This window comes from Priestia sp. TRN 1309 (assembly GCF_050846875.1).
Taxonomy (GTDB): domain Bacteria; phylum Bacillota; class Bacilli; order Bacillales; family Bacillaceae_H; genus Priestia; species Priestia zanthoxyli.
Map to the genome: position 1 here is coordinate 181,183 of NZ_JBOZGM010000002.1, position 23,619 is coordinate 204,801.

The 23,619-nt window shown below is 33.1% G+C and carries 21 protein-coding genes and 3 pseudogenes; 15 read left to right on the forward strand and 9 right to left on the reverse strand.

All coding sequences use genetic code 11. The annotated features are described in order from the left end of the window. The first annotated feature begins 438 nt into the window (after window positions 1-438). Window positions 439-696, forward strand: coding sequence for an HNH endonuclease (locus ACRPLQ_RS08205; protein ID WP_432235874.1), 258 nt, complete (start codon window positions 439-441; stop codon window positions 694-696). Between the two features lie 43 nt (window positions 697-739). Further along, complete coding sequence (locus tag ACRPLQ_RS08210; RefSeq protein ID WP_432235875.1) at window positions 740-1,702, forward strand: GIY-YIG nuclease family protein; 963 nt, start codon at window positions 740-742, stop codon at window positions 1,700-1,702. Window positions 1,703-1,865: 163 nt separating this feature from the next. On the opposite strand, the gene ACRPLQ_RS08215 is transcribed toward ACRPLQ_RS08210, so the two are convergent. Continuing rightward, window positions 1,866-2,507: a helix-turn-helix domain-containing protein gene (locus tag ACRPLQ_RS08215; protein ID WP_432235876.1), complete on the reverse strand. Its 642-nt coding sequence runs from the start codon at window positions 2,505-2,507 to the stop codon at window positions 1,866-1,868. Between the two features lie 549 nt (window positions 2,508-3,056). Here ACRPLQ_RS08215 and ACRPLQ_RS08220 point away from each other — a divergent pair. The 3 genes from ACRPLQ_RS08220 (at window position 3,057) to ACRPLQ_RS08230 (ending at window position 6,694) form a co-directional block, all read left to right on the forward strand. Next, window positions 3,057-3,437, forward strand: coding sequence for a hypothetical protein (locus tag ACRPLQ_RS08220; protein WP_432235877.1), 381 nt, complete (start codon window positions 3,057-3,059; stop codon window positions 3,435-3,437). A 502-nt stretch (window positions 3,438-3,939) separates the two neighbouring features. Beyond that, window positions 3,940-4,812, forward strand: coding sequence for a hypothetical protein (locus tag ACRPLQ_RS08225; RefSeq protein WP_432235878.1), 873 nt, complete (start codon window positions 3,940-3,942; stop codon window positions 4,810-4,812). 286 nt (window positions 4,813-5,098) lie between these two features. Then, window positions 5,099-6,694, forward strand: coding sequence for an RNA-directed DNA polymerase (locus ACRPLQ_RS08230; protein ID WP_432235879.1), 1,596 nt, complete (start codon window positions 5,099-5,101; stop codon window positions 6,692-6,694). A 1,141-nt stretch (window positions 6,695-7,835) separates the two neighbouring features. Here ACRPLQ_RS08230 and ACRPLQ_RS08235 read toward each other — a convergent pair. From ACRPLQ_RS08235 to ACRPLQ_RS08245, 3 genes and pseudogenes are all read right to left on the reverse strand, one after another. Next, a complete protein-coding gene (locus ACRPLQ_RS08235) occupies window positions 7,836-8,357 on the reverse strand; it encodes an AlbA family DNA-binding domain-containing protein (RefSeq protein WP_432236025.1) in 522 nt (173 codons plus the stop codon). A 48-nt stretch (window positions 8,358-8,405) separates the two neighbouring features. Continuing rightward, a pseudogene (locus tag ACRPLQ_RS08240) lies at window positions 8,406-8,759 on the reverse strand (type II toxin-antitoxin system PemK/MazF family toxin); the annotation flags it as partial. Beyond that, window positions 8,756-8,947 (reverse strand): hypothetical protein, encoded by a 192-nt coding sequence (locus ACRPLQ_RS08245; RefSeq protein ID WP_432235880.1) that lies wholly within the window; start codon window positions 8,945-8,947, stop codon window positions 8,756-8,758. The gene ACRPLQ_RS08245 and the pseudogene ACRPLQ_RS08240, both read right to left, overlap by 4 nt. 724 nt (window positions 8,948-9,671) lie before the next feature. Here ACRPLQ_RS08245 and ACRPLQ_RS08250 point away from each other — a divergent pair. Further along, window positions 9,672-10,057, forward strand: a pseudogene (locus tag ACRPLQ_RS08250) (recombinase family protein); the annotation flags it as partial. A 321-nt stretch (window positions 10,058-10,378) separates the two neighbouring features. Continuing rightward, the gene (locus tag ACRPLQ_RS08255) at window positions 10,379-11,206 is read left to right on the forward strand and encodes an HNH endonuclease (RefSeq protein WP_432235881.1); all 828 of its coding nucleotides are present in this window, start codon (window positions 10,379-10,381) and stop codon (window positions 11,204-11,206) included. Window positions 11,207-11,471: 265 nt separating this feature from the next. Here ACRPLQ_RS08255 and ACRPLQ_RS08260 read toward each other — a convergent pair whose 3' ends face one another. After that, on the reverse strand, window positions 11,472-12,314 hold the full coding sequence (locus tag ACRPLQ_RS08260; RefSeq protein WP_432235882.1) for a hypothetical protein: 843 nt from the start codon (window positions 12,312-12,314) through the stop codon (window positions 11,472-11,474). A 304-nt stretch (window positions 12,315-12,618) separates the two neighbouring features. Here ACRPLQ_RS08260 and ACRPLQ_RS08265 point away from each other — a divergent pair, with 304 nt between their 5' ends. The 4 genes and pseudogenes from ACRPLQ_RS08265 to ACRPLQ_RS08280 all read left to right on the forward strand — a co-directional run. Next, complete coding sequence (locus ACRPLQ_RS08265) at window positions 12,619-14,865, forward strand: hypothetical protein (protein ID WP_432235883.1); 2,247 nt, start codon at window positions 12,619-12,621, stop codon at window positions 14,863-14,865. 490 nt (window positions 14,866-15,355) lie between these two features. Beyond that, window positions 15,356-16,381: an AIPR family protein gene (locus tag ACRPLQ_RS08270; protein ID WP_432235884.1), complete on the forward strand. Its 1,026-nt coding sequence runs from the start codon at window positions 15,356-15,358 to the stop codon at window positions 16,379-16,381. Window positions 16,382-16,452: 71 nt separating this feature from the next. Beyond that, a complete protein-coding gene (locus tag ACRPLQ_RS08275; protein ID WP_432235885.1) occupies window positions 16,453-17,703 on the forward strand; it encodes a DNA sulfur modification protein DndB in 1,251 nt (416 codons plus the stop codon). A gap of 437 nt (window positions 17,704-18,140) precedes the next feature. Next, a pseudogene (locus ACRPLQ_RS08280) lies at window positions 18,141-18,257 on the forward strand (aminopeptidase); the annotation flags it as partial. Between the two features lie 140 nt (window positions 18,258-18,397). Here the strand turns inward: ACRPLQ_RS08280 and ACRPLQ_RS08285 are convergent. Then, window positions 18,398-18,778, reverse strand: coding sequence for a DUF4183 domain-containing protein (locus ACRPLQ_RS08285; RefSeq protein ID WP_045292351.1), 381 nt, complete (start codon window positions 18,776-18,778; stop codon window positions 18,398-18,400). Between the two features lie 134 nt (window positions 18,779-18,912). On the opposite strand from ACRPLQ_RS08285, the gene ACRPLQ_RS08290 reads away from it, so the two are divergent. After that, the gene (locus ACRPLQ_RS08290; protein WP_232217028.1) at window positions 18,913-19,275 is read left to right on the forward strand and encodes a DUF4183 domain-containing protein; all 363 of its coding nucleotides are present in this window, start codon (window positions 18,913-18,915) and stop codon (window positions 19,273-19,275) included. Between the two features lie 57 nt (window positions 19,276-19,332). Here the strand turns inward: ACRPLQ_RS08290 and ACRPLQ_RS08295 are convergent, their stop codons facing one another. Both ACRPLQ_RS08295 and ACRPLQ_RS08300 read right to left on the reverse strand, forming a co-directional pair. Then, window positions 19,333-19,467, reverse strand: coding sequence for a hypothetical protein (locus ACRPLQ_RS08295; RefSeq protein ID WP_013083673.1), 135 nt, complete (start codon window positions 19,465-19,467; stop codon window positions 19,333-19,335). An 80-nt stretch (window positions 19,468-19,547) separates the two neighbouring features. Further along, window positions 19,548-20,039, reverse strand: a complete 492-nt coding sequence (locus ACRPLQ_RS08300) for a hypothetical protein (protein ID WP_028409022.1) — start codon at window positions 20,037-20,039, stop codon at window positions 19,548-19,550. A gap of 407 nt (window positions 20,040-20,446) precedes the next feature. Between ACRPLQ_RS08300 and ACRPLQ_RS08305 the strand changes: the two genes are divergently transcribed. From ACRPLQ_RS08305 to ACRPLQ_RS08315, 3 genes are all read left to right on the forward strand, one after another. After that, the gene (locus ACRPLQ_RS08305; protein ID WP_028412901.1) at window positions 20,447-20,866 is read left to right on the forward strand and encodes a hypothetical protein; all 420 of its coding nucleotides are present in this window, start codon (window positions 20,447-20,449) and stop codon (window positions 20,864-20,866) included. Between the two features lie 72 nt (window positions 20,867-20,938). Then, the gene (locus ACRPLQ_RS08310) at window positions 20,939-21,955 is read left to right on the forward strand and encodes a hypothetical protein (RefSeq protein ID WP_432235886.1); all 1,017 of its coding nucleotides are present in this window, start codon (window positions 20,939-20,941) and stop codon (window positions 21,953-21,955) included. A gap of 127 nt (window positions 21,956-22,082) precedes the next feature. Then, on the forward strand, window positions 22,083-22,661 hold the full coding sequence (locus ACRPLQ_RS08315; protein ID WP_033579376.1) for an HAD-IA family hydrolase: 579 nt from the start codon (window positions 22,083-22,085) through the stop codon (window positions 22,659-22,661). 2 nt (window positions 22,662-22,663) lie between these two features. Here ACRPLQ_RS08315 and ACRPLQ_RS08320 read toward each other — a convergent pair whose 3' ends face one another. Further along, the gene (locus ACRPLQ_RS08320) at window positions 22,664-23,260 is read right to left on the reverse strand and encodes a mechanosensitive ion channel family protein (RefSeq protein ID WP_028412904.1); all 597 of its coding nucleotides are present in this window, start codon (window positions 23,258-23,260) and stop codon (window positions 22,664-22,666) included. Window positions 23,261-23,619: the final 359 nt, after the last annotated feature.

Sequence of the window (23,619 nt, forward strand, 5' to 3'; positions counted from 1 at the left end):
TATATTTGAATAATTTTGTTCAACAGAGATATTTTTTTAGAAATTAGACAGATTAAACAAAAGTATTACAAATAAAGCAATTTCAATACTTTTGTTTAATGGTAAAAATTTGAAATTATATATTTTTATGTTATGATGATATATGAATTCGAATTCAATTTTTACCATGGGGAGTGATAGTTTATCAATGAATATTGTAAATTGTATAAAACTTGTTCTATTTGTAAAAGAGTAAGGTATCATTCTAGGTTTGTCTCTAACGGTCGAGATAAAAGCCACAGAAAGTCTTATTGCCATGATTGTAGATACTTTAAAAAATTTGGCGCTAAGGATATCTTCAATACTAAAAAATTAAGAAAGTCCAACATAAAAGTCACAGTGAAAATTAGATCAAAAAGAAAAGTATTTTATAAGGTTTCCTATGAAGAAGCTGTAAACATGGTAAAAGAAAAAAGGGCTGGAATCGTAAATGATTCATGTATTCACCAATTTGATTTGAGAGATGTTGTACTAAAAAAGTATAAACGTATTTGTCAATATTGTGGTGTAAAGGGAAATACCATAGATCATATAGTTCCTCGTTCCAAAGGTGGTAAGACTACTTTTAATAACTTAGTTTGTGCTTGTGAGCAATGTAATACAGAAAAGGGCGACCTTCGTCTTGATTATTTTCTGAGTATTAAGAAAATTAAATGATTGAATGACTAACTTAACTAGATGAGAAAGGATGAAGAGGTACATGTTAGAAAGTTATATAGAAACAAAGAGATGTAGTAAGTGTAAAGAAGATAAACCAAAAACAAACGAACATTTCTACATCGATACAGCAGCTAAAAGTGGATTTAAAGCAAGATGTAAAACCTGTGAAGGGAATTTATACGCTTTAAATGGGCGATACGGTCTCTTTGATATAAGATGGAAAGAGCTTAATACTCTAAGCGGTATTTATAAAATTACGTGTAAAAGCAATTCAAAATTTTATATCGGCAGTGCTGTGAATATATGCGCACGGTGGTCTACTCATCTTAATGATTTAAGGAAAGATAAACATTGTAATAGCTATCTTCAGAATTCATTTAACCGATACGGTGAAAAAGCATTTAAGTTTGAAATAATAGAATCAGTCGTAAAAAGAGAACACTTAATAGAAAGAGAGCAATTTTGGCTTGATGATGCAAAACCTTACGATAGAAAAATAGGTTTTAATGTTTCTAAGGTTGCTGGCAATTGTTTAGGGAATAAATTAAAAGATTCTACTAAAGAGAAATTAAAACGGATACTAAATAAACCCGTATTACAATATAATTTAGATGGACATTTTATAGCATTGCATATTAGCGCTAAAGAAGCTAACAGGAAGTTCGGGTATTCAGCTGCATGTATATACAACTGTGCAAATAGGAGGATAAATAAGTATAGAGGATTCATATGGATATATAATTCAGAAAAGCATACTCTACAAGAAAGAATCAATTTAATAAATAAAACAAAAAGGACAATTCTTCAATATGATTTAGACGGGATATTAATTAAAGAATGGAAGTGTAATGTAAGAGAGGTATCAGACCAACTGGGTAAGCTGTACTTAAATATACCTAATTGTTGTAGTGGAAACCAGTCAACACTAGGTGGATTCATATGGAAGTATAGAATTGGTGAAGAGGAATTGGTCAAAAAACTCGAGGGGAACATAATAGTTTAAATATTATAAATATAAAGGTGGTATTGCAACTAAAACAAATTTTTAAAAATTGCATTCTGAAAACAAAAAATCCAAAGTGATAAAGAGAGCAGCTAATTCTGCTCCCTTTTCATTAACTCGAAATAAAACAAATTTGTACTGATATTGTAATTTTTTAGTGTTTTTACCTTACCTGTTTAACAGTTTTTAATATCTTTTCTTTACTCTCTCCACTAAGCATGCTTAAATCACTCTCAAGTAACTCCACAAAAAAATTAAAATTTTCTCTATCTTTTCTCATGGATATTAACAAAGAGTGGAGATTATAAATAACATGCTCAAAAATTTGTGCATTTTTATCTATATTAAATGAAAGTTCCATTTTAATTTCTTCATTCTTCCTTTCAAGTTTTCTAATTAATTCTATCATCCATTCACTCTCAATATTACTTCTTTTTTTTCCGAACGTATTTACTGGATATTCTTGGACAATATCGTTTTCTTCCTCTCTCTGTGATAACAATTCTTCAATTTCTGCCGCCCTCTTTTCCTCCCAATTAGCAACTTCCTGTGCTTCACATTCAATTCTTTTTGGAGATTTGATTTGATGGAAATTGTATAAAAAGTCATCAATACTACTCTCTGTAAATTCTAAATGCTTCATTATATCGTACGCTGTGTTATAATCTGGTTTTTTAATTAACCCTCTCTCCAATTGAGAAATATATGTTTCTGCCTTCCCAATCAAGCGTGATAACTCTCTCGATCCTATTTTTCTCTTTGTTCTCAATGCTTTAATGTCTCTACCAAAGTTATTAATACTCATAGTTATAGTTCCTCCGATAAACAAAATGGATTGTAGTATTCGTAAATTATAACACGCTTACATGTAGTAAGGAAGTTAGTTTTGTAAATTATTTTTAACTCAAAGAGTAAGTTATAGTTTACACTGTAATATAAATACGCTACAATATTTTCAGTTGATAAAGGAACTAAGCACTCCTAACTACACCAACACAGTGTAAAAAATTCCGATACGATAAGGATAAAAGCCTCATCATTTGTAGGTAAAAGGAGTGATTATCCTTATTTTTCATATATATTGACGATAAGTAAAAATCATTAATTGAAAAGCTACATGTTAAGTAAAAAAACTAAATATTGTATAAAGTACAAAGGAAATCTTAATCGGGAAACGAAAACTCTGATGGATCAGCTCTGTAACATTTACTGTGTTCCTTCAACAGTAATGTTTTTGAACTACGATAATCCTGTCAAACAAATATATTGCAAATCCAATATGAAGGGGAAGAAAACATGCTATAAAATAAAACTAATAAAATCTCATAGGCATGAATGAGTAGAAGGAGACTATATGAAACCATCAGAGAAACTTACTACTATGGAAGAAATGATACAAGCATTAAAAGAGGAGAGTATCATTTCTAACTGTAGAATAACAAGATTTGAGGTTCACAAAGATAGCTACCTTACCTATACGAAGAATGATGTTTGTATATCTTGGTGGGAATACAACGGTTATCAACAGCCAGTAGATGTAATAATAAGATGTTCTAATCAAGAAGAACAGGAGAAAGTCTATAGTAAGTGGTGGCAGGCGGTTGAAATAGCTGGCGGTAAAACAAGAAAGGCTTATGAAGAAGAGCAAGAAGAAAAGGATAAACGTTGCCATGAACGGGAAGAAGAGATGAACGCTAAAGGTAAATCTGAGTGGATGAAGGCGTTGGGAATCTAATCAATAACAATTAAACGATGAGGTTCTGACCACTAGAGGTTACAATCAATCTAGATACTGAAGAATGAGACAAAAGCATAAAATATTAAACTTAAGAATCAAAAATAAATCATTGGTAGTTATTACAAATAAATCTCATTTGAGCCGTTGTTACTATAGGTTTGAATGAGATTTATTGTGAGAAGATAAGGATATGATGGAGTCTCAAAAATATTATATGTATAAAAATATACAGATATTTTAGCATTCTAGAAATCATTGTATAAAATCATACATTCAGTTTTCAAACCTCAGAAATCATTGTATAAAACCATACGCAGAATGGGGGTGCTAAATAGATAAACATTCTTTATATAAAAAATAATTAAAGAGAGACTTATATGCGCCCCACAAGGGGGGTACATATAATTTCAGCATTTTGAAATTCAAAATTAAAGGGAGGGATTTTATATGACTGCTATTTTTAATAGTGAAACTTAGTCATAAGAAAGTAGAAAATATTTTGTCAACAAAGAATACAGATAAGCCATACATCATGATTCCAAACGCAATTGTTCGTAATAATAGTATCTTAAACATGAGCAAGATGATCTACACCTCATTAACAATGAGCCGTAATATAAATCAAACTCAACTATTTCAGCAAACAAGCATTAACGGATTGTTGGGTATGGTGGGGTACAATCAACGTACTGAAAATCAAAACATGGTAAGGCAAGGACTTATAGAACTCGAAGAGCTAAACATTATTAGTATTTATTCAGACCTTGCTTTGACAAAAGAGATGAGACCAATTGATTTAAAAGGAAGTACGTTGTTCTTCGTTAAGTTTAATAATGACTATGTGATGAGCAAGGAGTTTGTAAACAGATTTGATGACGAAGAAATAGACAAAGAGTTGATTGAGTATGGACTCATTTACACAACTGTCTATATCGATGATGCTGTTAAGTTATTTACAATTCAATCAAAACACAATAGAGCGAATATGATATCCCTCTATCTGATGGCAATTTCGAGAGCATTGATTGGAAGTATGGGGGATTTTTATTCGACAGAAAGTATCGAGAGAATAACTAAATACGCAAACATAAATGAAAAAACAGCTTCGACCTATATTACAGCCTTATTTGAAGCCAAACTGTTATTCAAATTGACTTTGCGTGAAACTTTACGAAAAACAAAGGAAATACGTGACCATAATGTATATTCAAGGTGGTGCGATAGTGAAGTTATCATAGGCGCAATTGAAAGGAATGATTGGTTTAAAAGTAAAAAATTATTGAAGGTTGGAGGCAAAGAATTATCAGAAGCAGAACGTAATTATATAAAGAATAAATCAAAAAAACTACACGGTTGGTCAGAGGTATATTAATCAATAACATTCACAGAAGGGTGTCTTAATTAAGACTCTCTCTTTTTGGGTATTAGAGGAGAGGATCGAACATTGTGTAATTATTCACCATTCATATATTAATAAAACCAGTCTTTTATTTTGTCTGTTTAATATAGAAACTTGACTTATACAACAAGAAAAAGCATAACAAGTATACTCCATATTAATTTGAATAGCATTGAATTTTATGTTGACATTAAAAAATGAGGAGGGTTTTATACTATCTTTGTCGAAATGCATCCTATTACTTATTGGGGGAGTTAATTTGTTAAAACTAAAAATGGAATCGTTAGAATGGGCATTAAAACATATAGAGAATTATGGTGATACCGATATTTTTCCAGTTCCTTTTGAATATGAAGCAATTAGGTATTTATGGGATACTAATACAAGAGAATTGCCTAATGGTACAACTCTTAAAGAGTACTTAAGAAATCAAGATATGTTACAGTGGAAAGTAAGGGACTATAGAAGGAGTCTTACACCAAAACATAAATTTGGTTTTCGGCTATCCACTCAGTTAGACCCGTTAGATACATTGATGTATCTAGCTTTAGTTTACGAGATTGGTCACGATATTGAATCAAAGAGGATTCCTGTAGACAGGAACGTAAGTTTTTCTTATAGATTTCACCCAAATGATGAAGGAAGAATGTTTGATTCTGAAATTCATTATGGAAGTTTCTTGAATTATTGCGAAGAGAAAGTTGATCCATTAATAGGTGATGAGAACATTAAGTATGTTGTAGTAGCAGATATAGCAGATTTTTTTCCCAGATTATACTTACATCCATTGGAAAATGCTTTAAGTTCTTGTACTACTAAAACTAATCACGCCCTTGCAATTAAACGTTTATTAAACAGTTGGAATTATAGCATCTCTTACGGAATACCTGTTGGGCAGGACGCATCAAGATTACTAGCCGAACTTACACTTAATGATATAGATGAAGGATTGCTTAGTGAAGGTGTTGATTGTTGTAGATATGTCGATGATTTTAGAATATTTTGCCCTAGTGAAAAAGAGGCTTATCAACAGTTAGCAATATTAGCGGAAATGTTGTTTGAAAATCATGGTTTAACATTACAACAGCACAAGACTAGAATAATGACTGTTGATGAATTCAGAAGGGAATACTTAAAATCTAAAGAATCAGTAGAGATTGAGAGATTATCTGATAAATTTTTGGACATACTTCAGGAGATTGGGATAGAAGACCCATATGGAGAAATTGATTATGATTTTTTACCAGACGATACTCAAGAACAAATCGATAGTTTGAACCTTTTAGCGATTCTTCAAGAACAAATTGACTCAGAAAGTGCCAATTCAAAAATAGTCGGGTTTGTTTTGAGAAGAATGGCTCAATTGCAAAACACAGATGCGTTAGAATCAGTTTTAGAGAATATTGATAAATTATATACTTCCTTTAAGCATATTTTCGTTTACCTAAATGAATTAGAATTAAATGAGTTACAAAAAGAGGAAGTAAGTGAAAAACTAATTAGCATACTTGATGATTCTATCGTTGGTCATTTGGAGTATCATAGAATGTGGTTATTTAAAACTTTTAGCAATGGACAAGGATGGAATATCGATAAAATGGCAACATTCTACAATGAATATTTTGATGATTTTTCAAGAAGGAAAATAATACTGGCACTTGGTCAAGCAAATCAACAATCTTGGTTTAAAACTAGAAAGAGAAGTATAATGCAACTTCCAAATTGGCAAAGGAGGGCATTTTTAGCTTCTGCTAAGTGTCTACCTGGCGATGAAGCAAGTCATTGGTATCGCTCAATTTTGCCGAGATTGGATGTTTTAGAGGTAGCTGTCGTAAAGTGGGCAGAGAGTAAATAAACTTTGAAACGATTAACATTAGTATAATAAAAATGGATTATTAATAATGTAAAAAAGAATGAGGAAATGAGTCACTGATTTATATAGTTGGTGTTTTTTACTTTTGGGATAGCTAATGAGTTGGAAGCGTGATACAAAACTAAACATTTCTAACTATGAATCTGAGGAGTCATTCTAAATGGTACTGTAGCAAATTGTTGAAGCGTGAGGTGGGGATTTAAGGCATTAATAAAGCTGAGATTTTATTGTTTGATACTTACAAAAAAAGTATTTTGTTTGTGGTTGTACTTCTGCTAGAGGGCAGAATACATATAGGTTAAATATGAGACTTTTTTAGAAGAAAATACGCTGTAAAAGAAGAAGTTTAAGGCTTTGATGAAAAGGAAATACATGTTATATTTGTATCAAATGATTCACCAACTCATGGCATTTGGTTCAATTCCAAACTTCCTTACTATGGTCGAGGTTAATATGAGTAGTAAGTACCTACTTGCAGGTTTCTTGCTTGCAGGTCTTCTATCCGCTAATATCGCCAATTTACTAAACCTATTAAAATTAAAGTCCGAGGTGATTTGGATCATGCTCAATTCCTTACCTATTGTTTTAACATCCCTTGCTCTATGCATGAGGAGGACTAAACGGTAGAGCCATTTTTGGATAGCATACCAAGGGATGCATAATCGTATAGAGAGAAGAAAGCCGCTGGGTATTTAATACTAGCGGCTTTACTTCTTAATGGTATAGTCTCTATGGGGGGGAGTTCTACTCAATTAGCTTTAAGGGTTGAAGGAACGCACCCAATGTCGCTTTCAGGATATTCATTAGAAAGCCATGGATATTCAGCACTCCAGAATATTTTAACTGACGCAGCGACAAAGGAATAATTCCTCGCACCGCTTAGATAGCGTAATTCTTGTTATGATATTCTTTACTGTCTTGGTAGAAGTGTTGTAAGTTTGCATTCATCTTTAATGGTAAATCGGTATTGTCCCAATATTAGGTCTGAATTTGATGAATTTTTTGAAACTAATCGCTAGAAACTGAGAATCTATTAAAAGGGTAAATCTATATCTTACCTTTGTTATGTTAATATGATTTTTTTGAATATTCAAGATAATAAAGACCTTATCTTTAGGAGATTTTATTTGTTAAGCTTTATTGTTGACTCAATAAACTCTCTATTTTCTAGAACTCTCTTCATAATGCTACTTACCATTTGATGTGGTTTAGTGAATTTTTTCCTTCCTGTACTAGTCTTAATATATAAAGTCTCCCCGTTATCAAAATAAATAGCTAGCGGATCAAAAGGTCTTTTAATTTCTATTTCAAGAACATTCAGATTATCTATATTATTTCTATCCCTATTTTTGACTGAATGCCATTTTATAGTATAGTAAGATGGACTAATACTAGGAATTACACGGTCATTAATTAAATTGTTTATATCTAAAGCTAGCTGGTCTCGCTCTTCGTAACTTAAATTTAATCCTTTTATTATTCCAGAATTATCTATACCAAAATATATACTTCCTCCATTGCCATTAAGAAAACTAACGACATATTCCATTAACTTATTTTTTACTAACTTTACTATTTCCTCTGAATCATATGAGTCTCTAGGTGTTTTAAATTCATTCCCAAGGTTTTCCTCAAGTGCGTTCACTTTTTCATTTAAAAAGAATTCGTAAAAATCCCTTGTTGCCTCTACTGGCGTAGCAACTTCAATATTGACTCCTCCAGAAATACACCAAGCTTCATTAACTTGGTTTAAATCCGCTTCATCCAATGTAGTTATTTTATCGAGCAATCTTCCTTTACTAATTGTTCTAATCTGTTCCATTAAGATAATAAAATTAGAATCAAATCCATACTTATCTTTTTCTAATAAGATATGCGTAGGTAATTTAGGAGTTTCAATACGATTTGTTAGTGCAGCAACAATAACTGTTGGAGAAAAGCGGTTACCAATATCATTTTGCACAATTAAACAAGGTCTAACAGACTTTTCATCCATTATTTCGTTCTCTGATGTATTGACTAAGTATACTTCACCTCTATAGATCATTTTAACCCACCTTTTTCATTGCTAATAAATCCAATTGTAAAATCAGTCAATAGATCCATTACCTGATTTATAACAAGTGTCTCTGCATGCTCTATTATATCATCAGTGTAGTAAGTAGATATTGGATTTGGGATTCTGCAGTTTGGACAAAACAGCTCTATTACATCATCTTCTTGAACTTCATTCATATTCAATTTAAAGCCCCTACCACATAACGACCACTTAAAAGAATTAAAACCCTCAATATCGCTCCGCTTAGAATTAATAAAGTTCTTTCTCATTTCACACTTCCAACATCTATCTCTTCTTTCCATAATTTAATTATAATACAAGATTCAAGTTAGAGCATTTTATGATATATTTTACTCTACTCTCTATTCTAAACTGACTTATATTGTGCAAATAGCATTCCACCTCAAAAACTCAGAATGGCTTGTGAGTGTTTTACTTTTTCTCTTTTACCCTTTATTCAGTGATGCTTAAGATTGAATCCGAGGAATTTCCGTACGTTTAACGGAAAAAGTAATTGGTTTGATTCAGAAACCACTCTCATTAACACAAATATTTGGTGGATTCCTGATACGACTCAAGTATTTGCTCTGATTTAATAGGGGAAAATGATAAATTAGATAGTAATAAGCTAATATTGTTCGAGACGAGTACTTGAGAAGGAGTACGAACTATTAAGTCAGTCAAAGCAATAGGTATATTTTTAAACATGTTGTTTCGATTTGTAAAATACGTTTCAAAAGGTACACTTTTTGGAATGTATATCATGAAACCATTAAAAAAGGATTTTGGTAACTCTCATATAGTATATAATCGATTTTTGAAACGTTTCATAGTTCTCTTTGACCTTTGGATACAAAATTGATAGGAGTATCAAATAACAAGGTAGATTGAACGATGGATAACAAAGAGATGATTCTAAATGAGTGGAAAGATATCACACAGAATATCAAGGCACATATTGTTGTAATTGATATGCCATTATTAGATACAGGTAAATACAATGACTCGATCGGTTCTTTCGTAGCTGACTTGGTTTTACAGGTTTTATCGTGGATTATTGCTGAAGGAGAGAGAACTAGGATTAAGACTGGTCAAGCTGAAGGGATAGTCACCGCAAAGGCACGGGGTAAAACCTAGGAAGACCTAAAGTATCTATTACGCCTGAATTTGAGCATACTTATATGCAATGAAAGGCAGGAGTTATCACTGCAGTTGAAGCTATGAAAAAATCAAATATGACCAAGGCTACTTTTTATCACAAGGTTAAAGAATATGAGGAAATTTAAAGAGACTTCTGAATAGAGTTGTCTCTTTTCCATAAAGTTTAGGGGCGTATTTTTCACACTTTTATAGGGTTTAAATGCAGGATATACCCTATGTACCTTCATCCACACATCACAAAGTTTTTATTAGGCGTAAACAATGGGATTTAATAATAGCATAAGTCATGTATAACTAAAAAGAACCATTAAAACTATGAGGTAAATAGTTAGATTTCAGATAATTATGATAAACTAGTATGTATTAAGAAAACGAAAATGCGTAAAATTTGATCTTCAATTAGTATTTAAGATAAAATTTCCAAAAGAATTGAGGAGAATAATAGGATGACTAATCAAATTACTTGTATATACTGTAAGGAACTTAAACCTCAAACGACTACTATTGGAGAACATGTTATTCCAGAGGCATTAGGTTCGCCAATTGCTACAAAGCTAGTGTGCGATGAATGTAATAAAGATGCGAATGAGTTTATAGATGTTAAATATAGTAGCAATACACATCTTATGCAGGCTCTTTTAAGAGTTACTGGGACTCAAACGAAGAGTGGGCATTTAGCGCCTAAGGAACAAAAAACAGCCTTTGACCAGGATATTAAGATAGTCTTTGATGATGGAGAAGTTTATTTTACTAATTTAACAGAAAAGAAACTTACAAGATTAGAAGAGAGATTTAAAAAAAAGGATTTTCTAGCTTTGGATTTACGTGTAAAAAATGAGGATGTTTTAAAAAGAGAACACGCTAAAATTATATTAGGTTTATGCTCTATTTGCCTTCTAAATTTCACAAATACAAAAACAGCTGATTTTTTAAGACAATACATATGGGGAGCAGATAAGAGTCTTAGTTCTAAATTCACAGGTGAAAAACAGCCTCAATATAATTTCTTAATATATACGAGAGGTAAAAACTTTCAGGTGAATCATGACGATTTTTCAGAGATAATGAATAGTAACAATTTTCACGGGTTTAGAGTTGAGACTTTACAGGATGGCTCTTATCGAATTTATTTACATATCTATTCAGTATTTGATGCATATTTAATTCCTTTAGAGAAAAATATGAATTGGAATGATGTCAAAATAATGATTAATCCAACTAATCAAACTATTACGAAGTGTGAAGGCGTAGCAGAACAAGCGTTGCTACCATAAAAATGAAGTGTGTAGGCTAAATATTTTTTAAAAGCTGCAAATATCTAATGAATTTTCATTTTAGAATTTATCCTTAAGGAACATAACATTTCACTATGATGCTTTTTATATTCTGCAGAAAATAATTCCAATAAATGTGAAAAGGTTAATAAAAATCAATTGAAGATTTCGAATAACGATAACTATTTGAATCTAAACGGATTAGTTATAAAAAAATTCAATTAAGGTTAAGGTAGGGCGCTCTCTTCCTTAACCTTAAAATATATTAAGGCTTTTCTCGCTTAAATGGGTCTATAACAATTGACTCTTTTAAAACTAAGTCGTTTAAGGGGTAAAGCTTAGAAATAATGTCGTTAGTTTTATCAACTAATACTGGATTCTGTTGTTCATCCTTTTTGAATATAAATTGTCTTGGCATTTTCTCGCCCTTCAAAAACTCCTGATCGGAGTAAGAGCAGATTTCAAAGTAGCCGTTTTTTAGATAACTATAACTAAAAACATTGGAAATGCCTTTCTTTTGGTATATTGAGGGATCATTTAAGTTTTTAATGTAGTCTTTTATAGCAGTTTCAAAAATACTTGAAACTAAGTAAGGTTCTTTTTGGTGCAAAGGTCTGTCCTGGTCTGAAGTGTAGTTGGATAAATATATGTTTAAATGTTTCTCCAATCCTTCTATATTAGCCCCACTTCCAATTAAATACACCCTATCTTTTTCCAGTTCCCTTATAGTAGCTCCATAACCTTGAACATAATCGATATGAAAAGACTTATTTGATCCAGAGGTTTTCTCAATTACAAACCCGAGGGCGCTGAGTGTTCCTCCAGTATTGAGAAGAGGAGTAGATGATGTAGCATAGCTACGTAGAATTTCCAGGAATTCTTCAAGAAAATCTTCATCTCTTACCTCTTTTAATTTTGTGGACTCTTTTTTGAATATAGTATTCCACCCGTTTACATCTCCTGCTAAAAATAACCCTGTAGATTTACCTAAATGTACAAATTTAAATGCATTATCTGCTCGAAGACCTCTTGATTTAGAGGAAGTTCGAAAGTCGTGGGCAAACACTGTATTATTATGTCCATATGAATATGCTGCAATTAAAGTCATTAACATACCCCCTTTTGTATATTTTATCTTTATAACCCTGATAATAACATAACGTAGGAAGAAATATGTAGTGAGTACGACTTTTTTAATCCGATAACCTTATAATAAAATATGGGTTTATTAAGTCACCAGATAGGAGGCACTAACAATGAATGAAAGGTTTTTTTATTAATTACGGTAGAATGTATACTAAATAGTTGTACTGGAAGGAACTTCAAGAAAGTAGTGTTAAGCTATATATCCTATAAACGAAAAATTATTACTCAAGACAAATTATTAACTAAGATTAAAAGGTGAATTGGAAATGGGGAAAAAACATTCCATTTTAGATATGAAGCGAATCGCAAGAGAAAGAAATGGGAAATGTTTATCGGTAGAATATCTAAATATAAAATCAAAATATGAGTGGGAATGTGATAAAGGGCATATTTGGACAGCTAGATTTGACCATGTGAAGAATGGAAGTTGGTGTCCTGAGTGTTATAACAGAAGAGCAGGTGAAACTCTTAAATTAACAATTGAAGAAATGAAGGATTTAGCAAAAGCACGTGGAGGTAGTTGCTTATCAAGTAAGTATACCAATACAAAAACAAAGTTAACCTGGAGATGTTCTAATGGGCATGTATGGAAGGCTATCCCTAGCCATATTAAGGAAGGCTCATGGTGTCCCAAATGTGCTACCTATATTAATAGTCAGAAGCTAAAACATAATATCGAAAAACCAAAAAAAATTGCAGAAAAGCTTGGTGGAAAGTGTTTATCTGAAAGTTATATCAATGGACATCAAAAATTAAAATGGCAATGTAAGCTAGGACACCAATGGGAAGCTTCAACTGCTAGCGTAAAAGGTGGATCGTGGTGTCCAAAATGTTCTGCCTTAAAAGCTGGAGATTCGCAAAGGTTAACTTTAAGGGATATGGTTAAAATTGCGAAAGAAAAAAATGGGAAATGCATCTCTAAAACATATGTAAATACAAAAACAAAGTTAAAATGGCAATGCTATCATAAGCATGAGTGGGAGGCTACACCATCAAGTATATTGAAAGGCTCATGGTGTCCCTTTTGTGCTGGAACAAATAAAAAGACCCTTGGGGAATTTAAAAAAATTGCGAAAGAAAGAGGAGGACGGTGTTTATCTCAGGTCTACGTCAATGTTAATACTCGTTTACAGTGGCAGTGTGATAAAGGGCATGTATGGTATGCAATTCCTTCTAGTATTATTAGAGGTTCATGGTGTAGAGAATGTAAGGGTTTGTCTAAGAAGACAATTAAAGAAATGCAGGCAGTTGCCATTGAAAGAGGGGGAGAATGTTTATCCACCAGCTATGAAAGTGTTGATTCACCATTAACATGGAAATGTGCAAACGGTCATACGTGGAAAGCTACTTATAGTGGTATAAAAGGTGGCTCATGGTGTCCAAGATGTAGCGGTAGAATAAATGAAGAAAAATGCCGTTTCATAATAGAAAAACTCACAGGCTATAAATTTAACAAAACAAGAACTATATTATCTGAGCGGAAAGAGTTAGATGGCTATAACAAAGAATTGAGAGTTGCGTTTGAATATCAAGGGGAACAACACTATAATTTTACAAAACCTTTTCATTTTACTGAAGAGGACTTCATAAAACAAAAAATACGTGATGAAGAAAAGAAAGCAGAATGCATAGAAAACAATATTTATCTTATTGAAGTACCATATACAGAAGCCACGGATGGTGCAAAAACACAATATATAAAATCAAAACTGAAAGCTAAAGAAATTAAAGTTGTTACTAATAAGATTAAATTTGAATATTTTTACAAATCCAACTCGCAACTTAACCAATTAAAAGACCTTGCTGCTGGTCATCAAGGTAAATGCCTTTCCCAAGAATATATAAATGCACATACTAAGCTAAAGTGGGAATGTAAGCTAGGACATCAATGGGAAGCAGTCCCTTCAAGTGTAAAGCAAGGAACTTGGTGTCCAAAGTGTGCAATACAAAATTCAGGTAATTCTCAAAGATTGTCAATTGAAGAAATGCAAGAAATAGCAGTAAGTCGTGGTGGAAAATGTCTTTCCGAACATTATATCAACGCAAAAACTAAATTGTTGTGGGAATGTAGTCAAGATCATCAGTGGGAGGCAATACCTTCAAGTGTGAAGAAAGGAACTTGGTGTAATATATGCTCTATCAAAAGAGCAGCTACTAAATTATCTGATTCATTAGAGAAAATGCAAGAGGTAGCTGTCTCCCGAGGTGGAATGTGTTTATCTAATGAATACAAAGGCTCTTTTGTACCACTAAAATGGCAATGTAGTCAAGGACATATTTGGAAAGCAGTTCCTTCAAGTATAAAAAAAGGAACTTGGTGTCCACAATGTGGTGGTTCAAAGAAAAAGACAATAGAAGATATGTACAAATTAGCACAATTAAACGATGGGAAGTGTTTATCAAATACATATATAAACAGTAAGACGCTATTAAGATGGGAGTGTAAAAATGGGCATCAGTTTGAACGATCTGGGTCACGTGTTAAAGAAGGAAGATGGTGTCCCTTTTGTTGATATTCGTGGGATGAAGTCTATCAGTAAATAATATGCTCAGGGCAAATGTTAGGTGAAAAACCGTCAGAGTGGTGCGGATAAACATTGATATATCAACATTCTCAAACAGTTTATGATGGGTGGCAGACTCAGCATCTATAATCCGATTACCATTTGTACTTGTGTCTGTTTTTTACAAAGTGGAGAATATAGGTAGTCCAAACACTTTTAGATCAAGCATCTACCCTAAATATGGTTAGATGCTTTTTTGTAGAGTAAAGTAGATGACGATAAAGAATGAAATATCGATTTTATTCGCTCAATTACAATAAAGAGAAGTTAACTATTAAGCAATAGAAGAATTAACTCTACATGTAACATATGAATTTGGTATTTATAAGCTAAATTAAAAATAGATACTGACGTAATACGTTTATATATTGACGTAATACGTTTTTGTATGATAATATTCGTTTAGTTGAAAAATAATTATTTGTAGGGGGATATTTCAATGACTTGGAAGACTATTAGTTTAGATTATCTAAATGCGGTTGAATTAGAAGAAGGTTATATTGTTATGACCACAAAAACTAGTGCATTAAAGGATGTTGTTATTCCTTTGGGAGCAAATCCACGGAAACCTTCGCCAAAGAATAAAAATGTTAAAGCAATGATTACACAGTTAGAAACTGATCCAGCCAATTTCAGAAAGAAAAATGAAGGGATTTCAATTATTGCTTATAAAGCGGTTATTGATACGGAAACCGGAAAGGTCATCTTTGAGGTCAATGATAGACAAGGTATCATTAATGGGGGGCATACTTTCTTTGTTCTGAATAAGCATGGTGTAGATAATGCAACTGTTAGAATTGAAATTAATACTGGTGTACCAGATACTCTTACAACAGAAATTGCAGCATCAAGAAATTCATCCAAAAAGTTGTCCGCTGAATCAGAATTAAATCATACCGGTATGTTTAAATGGATCAAAGAAAGTGTAACACCAGAACTAAGATCTGATATCAGTTTCCATGAGGGAGATGAAGGAAGTATCGAGGTGGGAGAACTTCTCCAAGTTGTAAATATCATTAGCCCCAATAAAAGCACTATAGATAATGCTAAAAGATCATACAATTCAAAAGGAGCAATTTTGGGTTCATTGAAAAATCATAAAATGAATGCTTCTATTATAAGAACCAAAAATCATATCGATGATATGTGGGAACTTTATAATTATATTCGACATGATCAAGATTTAAAGGAACGTTTTATGCCAATGATTTATGAAGGAGATCAGATGTATAAAGGTGTAGCGTTTTTTATTTTAGCTGGTGTCTTACAGCAACGTACTGAAATTGTTGATGGTTACGTAAAAATTAAGACTAGTATTGAAGACCTAAAAAATATCGTACATGTAAAGGCAGATGCCGTAAACAACAAGATTATGAGATTAGGGCAACACTTTATAGGAGCGATAGACTCAATGGTAGCTTCAGACACATTTGTCGATGGAATCGAAGTTGTGTTCTTAAAATAATTTAATTATTTGGGTTAAAGGGCTTTGTACTTCAAAGCCTTTATTCCCTTAATGAAATGGAGTTGGAATTTATGGACATAAGAAATATTAATGTTCAAGCACTAGATTTAGGAGTTGCTACTCCTTCTTTTACAGTACCCGCAATTGCTTATCTAAGTGGAGAGAGGTTATGGTATGCAGTTACTTTACCGTATAAAACATTAGGGAGATTTGTTCAAACTTCTGCTGTAAAAAAGAAAAATGAAGTTATTATCAAATCGGAAATCAAAAATCGATTTCTCGATAAAGTACATAAAAATGAAATTAAAAATTATATTGTTGAAGAACCACGTTTTACAATTCCACCTATTACATTAGTTTCATATGATGAACTAAGTTTTGAACCTTTTGTTTTTGGCAGTACAAAGCAAATTAAAACAAAAGAGGAGTTAATGAGTACGCTAGAGAGCTGTGGTTCTTTAGCGGGGATGATGCAGTTACCTGTTGATTATGAATTCGAATGCTTGGATGGCAACCACAGGACTGTTGCAATTCGTGAATTAGCACAAGAAACACCGGAATTAATAGCAAATAGCAATATGTTATTAAATATTGTTTATGAAAAAGACAGTAGGAAAATTCGACAAGATTTCGTCGATGTAAATAAAAATGCAAAACAAACAACCCCTTCTATTAACACTCTGTTTAATACAAGAGATCCTCTTTCTCGTATCGTAATGGATATACTAGAAAATAGTGATTATCTCGAGGATATTACTGAGATGCTAGCTACTAGCGTGTCTAAAAACAGTAAAGACATTTACACACTAAATAATATTAAAAATGTGATAATTGAGCTGGGAGGTAAAAATTCACAAAGTGGTAAAAGTGGTGAGAAAGCAATTGTTGATAAACTAAAAGAAGACAATAATAATTTTAGTCTTACCTTAAAATATAAGGGGGAATTATTCTTCAAGGCTTTAAAGGATAATAAATTTATAAAACAATGCCTTATTAAAAGAGATAAGACTCCCGAATTAAAATACGATTCGGTTATTACTAGCGGAGTTGGTTTAATTGTTGCCAGTCGAGTAGCAAAATCCATATTTAATGAGTATGAACAATCGAGGAAAGATCGGTTAGAATTAAGTATATTAGAAGATGCATATTATAGCTTGGAACAACTTATGTTATTTGATTGGTCACGATCCAACAGTTTCTTTAAAGGAAAACTTGTATCAGAAGAAAGCGATAAGTTGATCACTTCTAGAGAAACAATTCAAATTACAGCAGAAGCCCTAAAAGAACATCTTGGATACAATGAACGTATCTCCCAAAGTTAAATTTGAGTTTCATTGACACGGATGTTTTCTAGATTATTTTAAACATTAAAGAAGGTTCTCCTTTGATCTAAACAACACGCATTCAGAGCGGTTGTATTGCAAAGAAAATTGATTACAACCTTTATAAATGTCACTGGAGCTTTATATCAAGAAATGGTTAGAGCTAATCAAATATAAGTAATACATGATTATATAAAGGTTTGATAGCATCTGTAGCGACTATGTTCTTAACAACTGAAGTAATTGTTGTTGATAAGCCAAAAGAAACTCTTTTGATATAGCAAATAATATATTTTTAAAATAAAAAAGTCCTATTCCCTTTATGGAGGTAAGGCTTTTTTATAAAAGGAAACCTTTAATAACAAGCTTAAGAGTATAAATTTTGTGGTCACACAGTGGTCACGGATTGGTCACAGAATTCTAATTTTCCACTCTAAAACGACAGCATCACCCACGTTGACTTCATGATTGGCTCAGCTGAAATGGACATCGACGGCATCAAAGCTGACGGTACAAGCGAGCCTGTGTTTAGAAAAGGGAACTGGGCGTTTTGAATTAAATAAATAACAATAATAAAAGCTTCTGCGCTACATCCGCAGAAGCTTTTATTGTGATCACTAAATTTCTGTAAAACTGAGATTTTATATATCTTACACGCGATTACGCTTTAAAATAAAACGGTAGCAAGTTATTTTTAAGTTTGTACATCAGTTGTAGAATCAGGAGCAAAGTTAACAACTTCCAAAACTATAGGAGAACCTGTTAAAACGCTAGATCCTGCAGGAACAGTAATAGCTAAAGAACCGACACCCGTGGCTCCTGGCGTATATGTGGAAAGGCCAGCCATTTGTAAAACGCCGTTGATATACACATTGTAATAGCTGTTATCCGTAGCTAAAGCTGGAAGTGCAGTAGCCGCGCCACCTGTATCACCAAAAAAGTCAGCGGCATCTATTGTTAAAGTAGTTGCACCCGTAGTTGTAGCAGTTGCTGTATAAAAGAAACGTGAGACGGTTGGGCTGGCTGTTACAGTGGTAGCAGCGGCTATAGCGAGTTTCATAATTTGAAGAGGCATAAATGTGTTACCTCCTTTCATGTTCTATCCTTCAATATATGCATTTGTTCCTTCTGAGGAATAGGTTTAATGGCATAAATTTAATTCTTAAAGACTATAACTAAACTAAGTACATCTGTGAAGGAGAGTCTTTCTTGAAAAAAAAATCTTACGGCTGCGATAAGTATGCACCTTCTTGTTCAACACCTTTTATTAAGCTTCCCGTGTTGCCTCAGCAGGAATTTAGGTATATATTCCCGAAAAAAGTTCGCATCTTTGAATACTATACCGTAGCCGGAGGCAGCAAGCGCATCTTTACAGATCAAGATGCGTTAAAAGAATATGGCACTCAGCGTATATTGGATCCTGAGAGCTACTCATACAGTAATCTATTCATAAACGGTGTGTTGCAGCCTTCCTCCAATTACAGCGTCCAAAAAGGACTTCTTATCATTAACACAGAGGATATTCCTTTAGAAAAATCACCCGTGATTTTACAAATGATTAAAGTAATCTAACTTTCAACCACAAAATGCGAAGTACACATGCCTGGAAATAAAAAAACAAGGTGAACGTTAGTCAGTTCCACCTTGCTGTGATTCTTCTTTTTTAACCGGAGCGTCACGCTTGAACATGTGATAGTAGGTAAACCCCAAGCATAGAGCGCCGGCGATTGAACAAAAATATTGCAAAAAACGGACGAAATCCATTGGAATGACCTCCCATTTTCAGTTTCGCTTCTAGTATGTACAGGGAAGTGAAATAATATGTGAAAAAGGGAGGTTTTCTCTTATAGTTCGTATGGTTCTTGAAGAGTAAGGTAAGGCTGCTGATCTTCAAGACCAAGACGCTTATTTAATTGTCTTTTCATTAAATCGTACTGGTAGATGAGGTGAAATTGATTTTTTTTCGGTGTTTCACAGCGAATGTAGGTTTCTTGCCCGTTCTTGTCTGTGAAATGAATGGTTAACTCACCGAAATAGCGTTGAACAGGAGCTCCGTGAAGGCCTTTTTCATTTTTGACAACCTTTGAAAATTCTGCTCGTTGAATACGGTTAAATGGAATAATAGCTACTTGATTGATAACAAGACGCTGATCGTACATGTCAATTTTAGATATGGAAATTTGATTAATTCCTTCTGCAAATTTAACATGCCCGTTTACAGAAACAAGCGGTTTGCGATCCTCAGGATCAACAGCGCCTTGAGGTCGCTTAATGACGTAGAAGCTAGCTACGCCAAGTGCTACGATACCAACCACAACAATAAGTGCAAACATCATTTTGCATTCCACCTCCTGAGTATAGATGTGTAATCTGAATTTAACAGCAAGCTGTTTCAGTTGCCATATTGCCTCAACAATGAGGATAGAGAAAAGCAGTTCGGCAGTTCATTATAAGTATATACATACGTTCGACAATATGGTGTGATATTCCTTCTTATTATGACTTTTTTACGACAAAATAGGCAAAACTCTTTCCGAAAATGAAGTGAATCAGTTACAATTTAAGGATAAGGTACCAAATTTCTTTTCTATCTCAAAAAAGTGCAGAAAAGCGTAAAAAATTCTAGGTACTTTCTCATATTTTTACTATTTTTATAGAATTTATTCCAATTTCTAATCCTTTATCGTGTATAATCTCTTGTGTGCAGCATGATATACATAAAGGTGTAAGGAGGCACAGTTCATTGTCTTTATCAGCAAAAAAGATATTATTATTAGTTTTAGTAGTTATATGTTTAGTGTTAGTTGTGATGCAATTCATAAATCGATCAGCAGAGCCGACTTCTGGACAGGCCCAAGAAACACTGAGTAAGCTTCCTGAACAAGAAACCGTTAAAGAAAAAGCGAAAGGCGACGAGGAAGCGCACAAATATCGAGTGTATTATATTACTATTGAAAAAATCGAAAATGGTACATACAGCGGAACAACAAAAGAAGGAACGGGCATTAAATTTTCCGATAAAAATTTAAATGAACCGATTCCAAGCAATTTGAAAAAAGGGGATATCGTTAAAGCATATTTTGATCTGGAATATAGCACGAAAGGTCTAGTCAAAGTAGAAAAGGTAGACGAGATACCCGATGATGACGAGAGCTCAAGTTAATTGAGCTCTTTTTTTGTGTTTTACGAATGTGGTAAAATATTGAATATATAGATACGATACAGGGGGAAGAAGATGATAGCAGCCATTATAGTAGGAGCGGTAATTCTTTTAGTTTTGATTATTAAAGGGGTTGCAAAGTCGAGAAGATTTCGCTTGTATAAAGAGGAGCTTCCAGATGAGCTCGGAATACATAAAGATCAAGGGTTTGAAGATATTGTTCATTCACTAGAAGATTCTTTACCGGCAGCCTATGTTCAGCAAGTGAAACAGCGCATGAAAGGAAAAAATACAAAAGACGATGAAGTGGAATGGACGTTTTTTGAGATGAAGCGCTACTTTTTATTAAATGCAGTCATCAAAGACGTACCGATGTTTAGTGCAAAAGTGGATGAAGTATGGCATGAAATGATTATGTTTACAGTAGATTATGAGCGTTTTACAGAACACTTTTTCAACCGCTTTTTGCATCACCAGCCAAATGTAGAAACAGCTCCATCCCCACAGCCGGATAAGCGAGCGTTCTTCGATTGGATGTATGCTCATTTGTTTGACATAACGGGTAACAGCCGACTGCTTTGGGGGAAATTTTTTCAGCATCCGCTTGATAAAAGTACGCTTCAAGATTTTCAAAGGTTATCAGAAGATGAATTACTAGATCGCTATTTCTTAAGAAACGGCAAATGGGAAACACAACAGAGGCATTTGATTCAAACATTAAAAGAAGAAGTCACTGCTGCACGAAAAAGAAAAAAAACGGGCGGATCAACTTATTTTAAAAAAGCTGCTAAAAAAGGAAATGTATCAAACGAACTTCTTCTTCAAGGCTTTGTTTTTTATTCTCTCTACAAAGCCACCAACTTTTCAAGCCATATGAATGAACTGTTGCTATATAAAAAGACGATGTATGCGGGAGAGACAGCCTCTTACAGCGGGTATAGCTGTTCAAGCCCCTGGGAAGACAACCGCCACCATCACAACAACGATGGAGGTCATCACCATCATGACAGCGGCAGCAGCTGTTCGAGTTCAAACTGCAGCAGTTCAAGCTGTTCAAGCTCTAGCTGCGGGAGTGGGTGCAGCAGCAGCTAATAAAGTAAAAAAACTCGTTTTATACGAGTTTTTTTACTTTAAATGCAACGACGACAAAATGATTCACTGACAAGCAGTGAAAAATTTGGTATAATCGTTACGTTTTTAAAAAGGAGAGACAGCGAAAATGAATATTTTATGGGACTTTGATGGAACCATCTTTGATACCTATCCGACTATCGTGAAAGCATTCAAAGAATTACTAACAGATCAAACGATTTCAGAAGATGATATTTTAAAACAAATGAAAATATCTTCTGACGTAGCAATCAAGCATTTTGATATTGAAAAGTCTTTGTTTGATAAACACTTCCATGTGCTCGAACAAAAAATCAATCCTAAAGATAAGCCTGCTTTTTCTCACGTAGAAGACGTACTGAGCTTTGCGGATACAAATGTAATTGTTACGCACAAGTCTAGACAATCTACGCTTGATATCCTGGCATTTTTTAATATGGAGCACTACTTCACGGAGATTATTACAAAGGATGATGGCTACAAACGAAAGCCTGATAGCGGAGCTTATGCCTATCTTCACGATAAGTATCAGCTCGATTTAGTAATTGGGGATCGCGAACTTGACTTAAAACCTGCCCGTGAACTGGGAATTAAAACATGTGCATTTCAAAATAACGATATTGAAGCAGATTATCACCTTACATCATATGATCAATTCTTTACAACGGTCGTAAATAAAAACTCGTGAAGCTATTCTTCACGAGTTTTTATTTGTTCAGGTGTATGTATTTCGGGGATTTCACCGAGCGTGTAGTTCGCTACTTTTGTAATGTTACTATTAGCAAAAAAATAAAACTCTCCGTCGACTCCGCGAATTTTTGTCGTGCGCAATCCAATTTCTTCAACAGTTCCTTTCGTATCATTTATAGATACGTGATCTCCTACTGAGAATTGATCTTCAAATAGAATAAAAAACCCATTTAAAATATCTTTAATCAAATTCTGTGCACCTAAGCCTGTAATAAACCCTGCTACGCTAATACCAGCTAAAAGTGCTTTCATATTAATTCCGATTGCCTCTAAAGACGTAATAAGTGCAATAAAATACACAACGTACATGACAATGCTCAGACAAAGTTTTTTCAGCGTTATTTCTTTTCGTTCGTTGTACCTCAGCAGTTTAGTTTTAAATCTGAAATCAAAGATTTTATTAATGACACTGCGAGCAAACCGGATGACAATTTGAGCAATGATAAAAATGAGGATAATCTTTATGATTACTTCACTAATGTCAATCCACCTACCGGTATTAAATAAAGTTTGCTGTACCCACTGTATGTATTTCATGACTAAGTCCCTTTCTTGCTTTATAAAATTTTCTCTACTGAATAGTATAATTTATTTTAAAAAATATACTACTAGAATTTATTAAGAGGCGTTTGAACTATTGTTTTATTTTAATTTATTTGTATTTGGTATATGTAATGAAAACTCCTTAATTTAGAAAAAGTGAAAATCCTCAGGTATAGATATTTTTAAAACATTTCTTTATACAAATATTAAATAAAATCTTATAGCAGAGATTAGTATAGATCTTATTAGCAAACATTATATACAGATATTAAAGAAAGAAAAATCCTCTAAAAACCCAATGATATCAAGGGTTAGAAAGAAAATAGCTTTTCAATAAATAACTGTGTGGAAAA